This window comes from Lentiprolixibacter sp. (assembly GCF_982873095.1).
On the sequence record NZ_CEYNTP010000079.1, the window covers coordinates 1 to 10,573 of the forward strand.

Annotated in this window: 13 protein-coding genes; 3 read left to right on the top strand and 10 right to left on the bottom strand. The window is 45.0% G+C overall.

Annotated elements, in window-relative coordinates:
* The 6 genes from AC4E7D_RS06530 to AC4E7D_RS06555 form a co-directional block, all read right to left on the bottom strand.
* Positions 1-745, bottom strand: a 745-nt coding sequence (locus AC4E7D_RS06530; RefSeq protein ID WP_490173017.1) for an ATP cone domain-containing protein, incomplete at its 3' end; no start/stop codon positions are given.
* A 37-nt stretch (positions 746-782) separates the two neighbouring features.
* Positions 783-1,208, bottom strand: coding sequence for a hypothetical protein (locus tag AC4E7D_RS06535; RefSeq protein ID WP_490173005.1), 426 nt, complete (start codon positions 1,206-1,208; stop codon positions 783-785).
* 11 nt (positions 1,209-1,219) lie between these two features.
* Entirely contained in the window at positions 1,220-2,068 is an 849-nt protein-coding gene (locus AC4E7D_RS06540) for a universal stress protein (protein ID WP_490173006.1), read from the bottom strand.
* 56 nt (positions 2,069-2,124) lie between these two features.
* Positions 2,125-2,973 carry a universal stress protein gene (locus AC4E7D_RS06545; RefSeq protein ID WP_490173007.1) on the bottom strand — a complete coding sequence of 283 codons (849 nt, stop codon included), beginning with the start codon at positions 2,971-2,973 and terminating at the stop codon, positions 2,125-2,127.
* A gap of 2 nt (positions 2,974-2,975) precedes the next feature.
* A complete protein-coding gene (locus AC4E7D_RS06550; protein WP_490173008.1) occupies positions 2,976-3,827 on the bottom strand; it encodes a universal stress protein in 852 nt (283 codons plus the stop codon).
* A 16-nt stretch (positions 3,828-3,843) separates the two neighbouring features.
* Entirely contained in the window at positions 3,844-4,689 is an 846-nt protein-coding gene (locus AC4E7D_RS06555; RefSeq protein ID WP_490173009.1) for a universal stress protein, read from the bottom strand.
* A gap of 138 nt (positions 4,690-4,827) precedes the next feature.
* On the opposite strand from AC4E7D_RS06555, the gene trxA reads away from it, so the two are divergent.
* Complete coding sequence (trxA, locus tag AC4E7D_RS06560) at positions 4,828-5,124, top strand: thioredoxin (protein ID WP_490173010.1); 297 nt, start codon at positions 4,828-4,830, stop codon at positions 5,122-5,124.
* A 42-nt stretch (positions 5,125-5,166) separates the two neighbouring features.
* On the opposite strand, the gene AC4E7D_RS06565 is transcribed toward trxA, so the two are convergent.
* From AC4E7D_RS06565 to AC4E7D_RS06575, 3 genes are all read right to left on the bottom strand, one after another.
* On the bottom strand, positions 5,167-6,006 hold the full coding sequence (locus AC4E7D_RS06565; protein ID WP_490173011.1) for a universal stress protein: 840 nt from the start codon (positions 6,004-6,006) through the stop codon (positions 5,167-5,169).
* Between the two features lie 87 nt (positions 6,007-6,093).
* Positions 6,094-7,146 (bottom strand): response regulator, encoded by a 1,053-nt coding sequence (locus AC4E7D_RS06570; protein WP_490173012.1) that lies wholly within the window; start codon positions 7,144-7,146, stop codon positions 6,094-6,096.
* Between the two features lie 57 nt (positions 7,147-7,203).
* On the bottom strand, positions 7,204-9,096 hold the full coding sequence (locus AC4E7D_RS06575; RefSeq protein ID WP_490173013.1) for a sensor histidine kinase: 1,893 nt from the start codon (positions 9,094-9,096) through the stop codon (positions 7,204-7,206).
* A gap of 178 nt (positions 9,097-9,274) precedes the next feature.
* Here AC4E7D_RS06575 and AC4E7D_RS06580 point away from each other — a divergent pair, with 178 nt between their 5' ends.
* Together AC4E7D_RS06580 and AC4E7D_RS06585 are read left to right on the top strand one after the other, a co-directional pair.
* On the top strand, positions 9,275-9,535 hold the full coding sequence (locus AC4E7D_RS06580) for a hypothetical protein (protein ID WP_490173014.1): 261 nt from the start codon (positions 9,275-9,277) through the stop codon (positions 9,533-9,535).
* Positions 9,522-9,911 (top strand): hypothetical protein, encoded by a 390-nt coding sequence (locus AC4E7D_RS06585; protein ID WP_490173015.1) that lies wholly within the window; start codon positions 9,522-9,524, stop codon positions 9,909-9,911. Before AC4E7D_RS06580 ends, AC4E7D_RS06585 begins: the two co-directional genes overlap by 14 nt.
* A gap of 8 nt (positions 9,912-9,919) precedes the next feature.
* Here the strand turns inward: AC4E7D_RS06585 and AC4E7D_RS06590 are convergent.
* A partial coding sequence (locus tag AC4E7D_RS06590; RefSeq protein WP_490173016.1) for a universal stress protein occupies positions 9,920-10,573 on the bottom strand: 654 nt, incomplete at its 5' end.

Here is a 10,573-nt window from a genome sequence, read left to right on the forward strand (position 1 = left end):
GCCTGCAAAGCACAATATCCCTACTAAGCAAAAACTGTTTTTCACGGGCACTCAACAAATTGGAAACCGTTATCGGGTAAAGGCCCAGACGGTCTATCCTTCGCTTTAAGCTGTCCTTTTTAGGGTAATCCCAGCTAAGCAGGTACAGGCCTGCACATTTTCCGTACCTGATGGCATCCCTAGTAAAACGGGTGTTGGTCACTACCCAGGCCTCGTCTGGTTGCCTCGTTTTGCTGTAGCCATTATCCGGAGATGCCTTCACATCCAGGAAACGCGAATGTATGTAAAGCGGAATCTTTACATTGCAGTTGCGCCCCTGCTCCCCATGAAACTTGCATTCTACAAGGATAAGCCGATCTTCTTTTTCTGCCAGGACATCTATTTCATGTGGCACACAATGCCCCTGAAGTACTTTACCCACTTGTGTCCGGTAGCCCGAATAGTAAAGAATTGCATTGATGAAATTCTCAAATGGAAAACCGGTTGGGCCCAATTCATATATGGCTTTTTTAAGTTTATACCGGGAAGCGGAAACGGGGGTGGCCTTTTTCAATATGGCGTATGCGCGGTTATACAATTCCTTTGTAGTGATTCCTTCATACAATTCCCCTTTCACTTGCTCCACGATACTGCTGATCAGCTCCTTATCAGCACCACTTCGTTTTAGTGATTTTTTTAGCTTCTCTTCTGAAAAGGGTACCGTTTCCCCTGAATATTTTACGATATGAATAACATCATCTGCCATCTCCCCGCGCATACTAGGATATATACATTAGCTGGAATTACAGTTGCGACCGGTCAGGGCTCATTCCAAATACATCCCTTACCAGGGCTTTGAACTGGTTATCTGTCATACTGTCTACCTTTTGCACAGGACCTACCTTTTGAGCTATGTCCCGGTGGTTGTCTTCCAACCATTTAAAGAATTGTGCATAGGTATTCCCGGGGCCAAATATGGCAATAGAGCGTGGGGCCTTAATCGCCTTTGCAATATCCTCAAAGAAAGACCTCAGCTGATGTTTTTCCCTTTCTGTATACTTACTGTCCTGTACCACATCCTGTGGACCCCATTTAGATTTGGATCGAGATCCGCCGCGTGGATTGAAAAATTCCACATCCGACTGTATCGTGGTAAAGTATTCCTTTCCATCGTGAAGCGTAACCAAATGCGCCTTTTCCTTATCGAGCCAGATACCAATATATTTCATAGAATTGTAGTTTAATCGTGATCATTGAGTGCTAAAACCGGGATACTGTAGTGATATCCCAATTCCTGTACGAGCGGCCGGGACAGGATCTTACCAAGAAAGGTGTGCTTCCGGTTGATAAAGGCAACCATTTCGCTTTCCCTGCCTTCCACAAAAGCCCCGATCCCTTTGTGAACATTCATATTTTCAAGGGAGTGAAAACTGTGTTCAGTTCCTTTTAGGATGGCCTTTAACAGATCCATATTACTTTCCTGTTGACGGCTCAGTTGATTTTCTTTTTTGATATGCAATACGCGGATAGATGCCTTGTGCAAGCTGGCAATATCCAGCAGGTAGTTTAATTCCCTACGCTTATAGGCCACCTTGTAATCGGTAGGAAAAACAATTTCTTTGGGAGGTGTATAGTGATAGTCCTGGGGTATGGCCAACACCGGACACTCCGTTACCCCTTCCATTACATTAACTGTATTCGTGCCAAAAATGATACTCTCAGCTCCGGTAACCCCTTTGGTCCCCATGATGACTATGTCAATATCGTAACGTGCGATGGTGTGCTTTATACCGAAAAGCAGCGAATTATGGGTCGCTATGGTTTGGTAATGGTGGTTAGGGTTATCGAAATGCAGGTCCAGCGTATCCAGCAATTTGGCCAATCCGGTTTCTGAATCTTCCTTTGCAGCTATATAGGCCCTGTCCTCCGCATCTGGAGGTGTTACACTATCTATGCTATATCCGCTTACCTGGAAGGCATTGAGGAAATACATATCACAGGGAACCTCCCGGTAAAGCTCCATGGCATAACGAATGGCATTGAGTGCATTTTTGGAAAAATCTGTTGGTAAGAGTATCCTTTTTTTCATTGTTCAGGCTTGGATTCTAAACATAATTCAATGAACCATCAGGTCCACCGCAGGGCTCAGTTGTGCTGAGGGATGATCAGAAAGGGGACTTCCACTTCAAAACTGATCCTTTTAATGACACGTTCCCGCATGAGGTTCCCTAAAAAACCATGCTGATAAAAGATCATGGCCAGCATCCCTATACCAAGTTCATCAAGGAAGGTCTGTATAACCTCGGATTTGCTTGAAAAATCCGGCATCCAGTGTATGGTGTGTTGTACCCCATTCAAGTAGTCCCTAAGGGTATTGAGATTGGCTTTCTGTTTTTTGGAAAGCCGGCCTTCCTCATTGATGTGGATGATCCGCACTGCTGCCTTGCATGTTTTGGCCAAAAACAGTAAAGGTGCCATTACCTGGGCATCATAATTCCGGTTGTAGTCTGTAGCAAATGCGATTTCAAAGGGGATATCACATTCTTTCTCACGGGGAACCACTAAAACCGGGCATTTTGGGATGGCACGTATAGTTTTGATCACACTGCTTCCCATAAACACTGGAATTGCCCCGGTGCTTCCCGTATTTCCCATCACCACCAAATCGATATCCTTCTCTTCCACCACCTCGGTAATGACCTCCGCTAAGTGGCCTTTCTTAAGCAATGTTTTGCGAATATGCCTGGGGTTAGGGGCATCGAGGTTGATACGGTGAAAGGCGTGGTCCAGCCCTTCCTTACCCTCTTCCTCTAATTGAACCAGCAGGTTCCTGTTCTTCGTATGCTGCCGGTCATGGGTGACCAATGGGGTATTTTCAGAGTATACATTCAGGAGATATACCCGGCAATCTGTTTCCCTGAATAACTGGGAGGCATAATACAAAGCGTTGTAAGCATTATTTGAAAAATCCGTGGGGATCAGAATATTCTTCATGATCAGGCGGTATTAGGTGTATCCGGAATTACCATAAACGGAATGGTGATATGGAAACCTATTTTTTTAATCACCGGTTCTATGAAGAGGCTCTCCAGGAAGGTATGTTTGTTTTGGATCATTGCGAGCATTTGCACTTCCCTGGTTTCCTGGAATTTGTTGATTCCTGTGATGATTTCCTGGCTGGGAAAATCATGGAATTGAGATGGCCTTTTCCCGATCAGGTCCTTCAGGTGTTTCTGGTTGTCCATCTGGTTATCGGTAAGCTCAAAACCCGTGGAGATATGCAACACTTCCAGTCGGGCTTTATGCAGATCTGAAATATTGAACAGTACGGAGAAGTGTTCTGGTGTGTAGCGAACTTCGTAATCCGTAGGGAACAGGATTTCCCTGGGTTGTTCGTAGGTATATCCCGAAGGAACCGCAATAACAGGACAACTCGCTTTCTTGATCACATGTACGGTGTGCGTGCCCAGGAAAATTTCCTTGGCCCCGGTTGCCCCCTGTGTCCCCATAACAATGAGGTCAGCTTCTTCCTTCTCCACCATATCCAGCACTTCATCAACCAGGATATTAAATGCAGAATGGGTGTAAAAAGTATGTTTGGGATTATTAAATTGGGTCTCTACCCTTTTCTTCATTTCTGTAAGGCGTTCGTCTGAATCTGTTTGGTAGAAATCCCCAAGTCCAATCTGTCCCGGGCTGTGCAAAATATACTCGGTCTGGTAGATGGCCGGGGTAAAGGTGTTCAGAAGGTAGAACGTGCAGGGTTCCTCTTTAAACAGTTGAGCTGCATAGGCCATGGCATGGTATGCATTTTCAGAGAAGTCGGTAGGGACTATTATTTTTTTCATCGCAATGGGTTTTAGGTTACCTCGAAAGGTTTTGCAATACCAGGAACGGGATTTTGACATGCAGGCCAAGCCAGTCAAGGGTGGATTGGTAAAGCATATGTTCCAGGTGGGAATGACGGGAATTCACCATGACCAGCATGTCAATGTCGTTATGCAGAATATATTTCGTAATGGCCATGGTCTTATCTTTTTCAGGGGTGGTATGAAAGGTGAGACGGGCTTTGCTCAGACATTCCTGTAGAAACATCCTGTTGTCTTCCTGACGCAGGGAGGGTTGCTTCAGGGGGTCGATATGCAGCATATGGATCGTGGAACGGAAGGAGCCCGTCATTTCGCACAACAGCTTTAATTCCCTCCTTTTATAAGGCACCATATAATTAGTAGGAAACAAGAGTTCCTTAGGGGGGTGATAGGCATAATCCTCTGGTATAGCGAGCACAGGACATTGTACATATTTCAAAACCTGCAAGGTATTGCTGCCAAAAGTGATTTCCCGGTCGTTGGTCTCACCCCGGGTCCCCATCACCACGATGTCCATGTTTTCGGCATTGACCAGGTCGTTGATCTCATCCGTCAGGGTGCCAAAAGCGGAGATTACCCTGAACTCGTGCTTCGGATTCGGGGCATACTCCTGTATGTCGGCCAGGGTTTCCTTCAGGGCCTTTTGTGATTTAACGTAGGTGACTTCCTTCAGCTCCTCGAGAAAACTCCTTTTTACAATCTTATCCTGTTGATAAACCTCATCAGCATAGGCATGCAGTATATAAATATCGCTCCGTTCATACTTGAAGATCTGACAAGCGTATTTCAATGCGTTGAACGCATTTTCCGAAAAATCAGTTGGTACTACAACCTTCCTCATGACTGGGGATCTAAATTAAAAGTGTAATCGTTCCTTGACTGTCCTTAAAATTAGTCCAAGGGGTACTCCTAAACCATGATATTAATCAGTTTAGTTCCAGTGGGATTTGGATACCTTAGCTTACGAAAATGTATTGGGATGAAAAGTAGTTTCAAAAAACTTGTGGCTTCAGAACAGCCGGTTTTGGTGGACTTCCATGCAGATTGGTGTGCGCCCTGCAAAATGATGGCCCCAATCTTAAAAGAAGTAAAGGCGGAACTGGGTGAGCGTATCAAGATCATCAAGATCGATGTAGATAAGAATCAGCCCCTTGCTGCCCGTTACCAGATCAGGGGGGTACCCACACTTATCTTATTCCGAAAGGGCGAAATTGTATGGCGGCAATCCGGGGTGGTCCCAAAAGAGCATATTTTGGAAGCGGTGCAGGCAGCCTGACATCCATAAAAAAGCCCGGTAACTGTCCGGGCGATATTGGCTTTATTCGTGAAGGACCAAAAACGGGACTTCCGTATGATAGCTGATCTCTTCTACAACTGGCCGGAACAGAATGCGCTGGAAAAAATTGAGGTTTTTCGCAACCATGGCTATCATATCGATATCACGGCTTTCCACAAAACACTGCACTGCGTTCTCCAGCCTGGATCCTGTAATGGTATGGAAACTATGGGTGATCCCCCTAAGGTAATCATGCAGGAATTCTTTATTCTGAAGTTGTTCCCTTGTTAATTCCTGTCCGCGTTTTGTGATATGCAACACCCTCAGGCTGGCCTCATTTCTGTTTACCATTCCAATTAGCGTATCCAGCACCTTAAAATCGTAGTTGATGAAATAGTCGGTAGGAAAGGCAATTTCCCTAGGGATTTTGTATTCGGCATCTTCAGGAACGGCAAGAAGCGGGCACTGCACCTTGGTGATTACATCGCCCGTATTACTGCCCAGGGATACTTTTTTTAAGCCGGTAGCCCCTTTGGTGCCCATGATGATAAGGTCTATTTTCTTATCCTTCACTTCACGCTTAATGCTGTCCACAAAGAAATCATACAGGGCAATGGTCATGAAGGTATGCCGCTCATTTGGGAAGGTTTTGTTTATCTTTTTCAAAAGCTTTTTTAAACTGCTTTCACTTTCCTTCAACATGGTCTCCCGCATCATATGTGTACTTGCCTTTATGGAGGTTCCCGCTCCGGAATAAGGGGGCAATGGATTAATATGAAGCAGGTAGAAGGTACAGCGCTCTTTCCGGAACAGTTCCAGGCCATAGGAAATGGCATTCCATGCATTATCAGAAAAATCCGTGGGGAGGAGTATATGTAACATGCCGGTATGTTTAACTTCAGGCATAAAAGTAGTCTCCCGAAAATGATCTGAAAATGATGCCGGTCATGTAAGGACCTGATTTTCGTCCTAGCTCATATTTCTCAGACGATCTACATCCAGGATCCGGATATCACGGTCACAAATATCGATAAGGCCTTCTTTTTTAAAGCTAGACAGGGTGCGGATCAGGGTTTCGGTAGCCATCCCTGCCACACCGGCGAGGTCGCTCCTCAGGATGTGAATAGGGCCTTTGGCACTGTTTTGAAGTTTATCGGCAAACCTCAGAATGGTGTTGGCAGTTTTCTTTCGGACAGAACCATAAGCCATCTGCAATAACTGGTCGCGGGCATCGGAAAGGCTCTCTGATAAGAGTTGCATCAGCTCCATGACCAGGTCAGGGTTCTTGAACAGTACTTCCTTTAAGCTGTTTTTGGTGATCCCTATACAGCGGGTTTCTTCCATAGCGGTAGCGTATTCAGGATAGGGGATGTTTTTGGTGAAATTTGTAAAGCCAAAGAAATCATCAGGCCTGTGAATACCGGTTATCAGTTCCTTACCCTGTTCATCGAGCTTGTGGGTTTTAACAACTCCAGTGACCACCAGGTATACCATATTGGAATTGTCTCCTTCACGATAGATGGTTTGTCCCAGGGTGAAATTATATTCACCTCCGTTATCATAGATAAAGTTCTTGAGTTCGTGCAGGTTGCGCACATCAGTACCCTCCCCTGCTTTAGCAGATCTGGCTTCCTGGTCCAGATCTTTCAAAATGGCTATTTTGGCCATTCGGCTCTCAATGGCGCCAATAAGTTCCGCTTCTTCGAACGGCTTGGTGATATAATCATCCGCTCCTAGTTCCATCCCCTTTCGCACGTCCCGGCGTTCTGTTTTTGCCGATAAGAAGATAAAGGGTATCCCCTGTGTGGTGGTATTCTGTGATAAGGTCTCCAGGACTGTATAACCATCGGTTTCAGGCATCATGATATCACAGACAATAACATCGGGTTGGGTTTCCAGAGCAAGTTGTATTCCCCTCTTGCCATTTGGTGCTGTATGTACCTTGTAGTTAGATAGTTCCAGTAACTCCGCAGTACTTTCCCGCAATACAGTATCATCCTCTATTAGCAAAACTTTCTTCATAATCCCGGATACCTATGGAGGTACTAGCTAAGATACAAATAATAATCCCCCTTTTCCTCAGGAGCAAGGTTTTTCATCTACGGGAAGAATTACGGTAAAAACGGTCCCTTCGTGCTCCTTGCTGGTGAAGCGTATAGACCCGCCAAGATTCTCCAAATGGGTCTTTACGATATTCAGCCCAATACCGGTTCCCTGGGTCAGCAATACATTCTCCGCCCTGAAGTAACGATCAAAAATAAATTTCTGGTCCTTTTCCGGGATCCCAATTCCCTGGTCGATCACTCGCATGAGCAGGGTGTTTTTATTTACCTCAACTTCAATGGCTATAATGGTATCTTCAGGAGAGTATTTTATGGAATTATGCAATAGGTTGGTAAGGGCAAGGGCTACAATTTTTTCATCCTGGCAAATCGTAAGATCATCTACATTCTGAGGATAGTTGATCCGCTGTCCGCTTTTTAAGATCATATTCGCATCGTAGACTACCTCATTGATAACTTTTGACAAGGAAAAATTGGTGAAATTATACAGTTCCTTTCCCTGCTCGAACCTTTCAATAGACAGGAAGTCATTAAGGATATTATTAAGATTCTTTACTTCCCTGCTAATGGTCCTGAGGTGCCTGTCACGTTTTGACTGCGCCTCCGTTTCCCGGTATTTCCCAACAAGGGTAGCCGAGGTAAGTATGGCACTCAGGGGGGTTTTGAACTCGTGTGAAACCATGGATAAAAATTTGGTTTTCAATTCATTGAGTTCAATCTCCTTAGCCAAGGCCTCTTGTAACTGACTGGTCCGTTCTTCTACCGTGGCTTCCAGCCTGTTTGTATAGTTCCGTTTTTCCGTAACATCCAATACAATACAGATAATGACTCTGCGGTCGCCTTTTTTAGAGGATTGCAGGTGCACTTCAACAGGATAGGTGCTCCCGTCTTTTCTTTTGAGGTTGGTCTCCAGGATGATTTTTTCGCGGCTTCTCCTGAAAATCGGTTGAAGCAACTTATGAAACTCCGCTTTGTTGTATTCCTGCAGCAGATCGAATAGTGTCGCCTTTCGCAATTCATCAAGGGTATAGCCAGAGTTGATACACGCCCCAAAATTCGCATGCCTCACCTTCAGGTTATCCGCCTCCAGAACATAGATCTCATTTAGGGACTCATTGAAGATGCTCACCAGGTGATTCACCTCCTCTTCGGTGTTCACACGATCCGTAATATCATTCTGTATACCGATAAAGTGGGTGACGATTCCCTCCTCGTTTTTAATAGGGTTGATAGACACTTCGTTCCAGAAAAGCGTACCATCCTTCCTGTAGTTACGGACTTCAACCTGACAACTTTCCCCTTTTTTGATGGCTTCACGAATCACCCTGATCCCTTGCTGGTCACGGTCCTCGTTCTGTAAAAACCGACAATTGCGGTTAAGGGCTTCTGATCTGTCATAACCGGTAATCCGCTCAAATGCCTGGTTGGTATAGATTATGGGATTATCCGGCAACAAAGCGTCAGTGATAATGATCCCATTATTGGCGGAGTTCATGGCTTCTGCCTGCAGGTTGTAGCTTTTCTGGAATTCAATTTCGCTGGTCATATCATCGACCACCGCCAGCACATAGGTGCGATCATACAATTCAAAGGGGTGGAGATTAACGGTAATCGGAAACTCTTCTCCTGACTTTCTCCTGCCGAAAAGGCACTTGTCATCTGACATCTGCCCTGTTTTTGAGGCCTCAAAATATTTGGTCGTATGCTCCTGGTGAATTGCTTTAAACTGGTCAGGAACCAGCACATTCATGGGTTGCCCCAGTAATTCCTCAGCACCATACCCAAAAAAAAGCTGGGCACGCCCGTTTATCGAAACCACTTCGTGCTCCTGATTGACCACGATAACCCCGTCGGAGATCGCTTCAGATAGCACGTTGAAAATACTGCTGTTTCTTTCAAAAAACTCCATATCATAAAGGTACGGCTTTTACAAATTTTGGACTGTTTTTTCACCAACTAAGCACAGCGAAAAACAGGGTTGATTTTTCTTTAATTCAGGATACATTCGGTTGTCTTAAAACAGGAATACATGACAAGTGTCATAGGAATTATCCTTCAACTCCTTTAGTTTTCCTAAAATATTATACATGGAAGCTTGTGTTCGCCTGGTAAATCTTTCCAATTTAAAGGACAGTAAACGTATAGAACGCAACCTGCACAGGATCCTTGATGTTAGCCTGGTGAGTTTTGATCTCCGGGAGCAGGTATTGTGTTTTCATTATGACGTATCAGGAATATATGAGGAAGTGGTTACTGAGTTAAAACGCCTTGGGTATCCCGTCGCCAAGTGTTTATACCGAAAAGAGGAAATCCAGAGCCAAAATCCGTACTCCTATGAAAAAAACTGAGAGCAATTCCGAACTGTTTGAAAACCTGGGAAAGGTATTTTACGCCATTGCGGTCGCGGATCGGAACCTGCATGAAAATGAAACTGCAAGACTAAAGGCAGAAATCGAAAAGTACTGGAAACCCATCTTTACTGAAGCCCCGTATTCAATGGCCTATTACATTTGGCATGCCTTTGAACTTGCCAGGAGAAATGGGGTAGCGGCTGAAAAGGCATTCGAGGATTTCAAGAACTTTTATGAAAGGGAAACAGGGGCTATCAATGGGGAGGTCCGCAACCTGATCATGGATACCGCCAATGCCATTGCCGCGGCCTATGCGGACAAGAATAAATCAGAACTTATCCTGCTCGCCAAACTACAATTGCTACTGGGATAATCCCCTTACTATACCCTGAAGGTAATTACCGGGATTTCGGCCCTGTTGGCCACATCTTCCCCTATGCTGCCCTTAAAAAAATGGGCAAGGCCTTTGCGCCCGTGTGTTGGCATTGCAATCAGGTCTGCCTCGATGGCATGGGCATATTGGAACAGCCCGCTTTCAACAGAATAATCACAAACCACATGGTTAGAAATATGAGGGGGTATGTTTGACGTATGGGCCACCTTGAAGAACATATCCCGTTCCTTGGCGATTTCCGTAGAACTTTTGAATTTTTCTGTTGGCAAATTCACGTAAACGACATGGATCTCCACGGACCATCTTGACAAAAAATCAAGGGCTTTTTTATAGGCTTTCAGATCCTCAATCTTATAATCACAAGCATAAACAATGCGATGAGGCAGGTAATCTTTTCTCCTTTTCTTAACGACCAATACCGGGATTTTGGCTGTTCGAACCACCTTCTCCGTATTGGATCCTACAAATATGCCGCTTATCCCACTGGTCCCATGGGACCCCATGATTATTACGTCTGCCTTCACATCCATGGCCACTTCATTGACCTCACTGAAAATCTTATAATTCTGGACCATTTCATGGACCTTTAATCCCTCGAGATAAGGCTTGTCCCTGAACTCCTGGAAACGCTTATGGGTGAG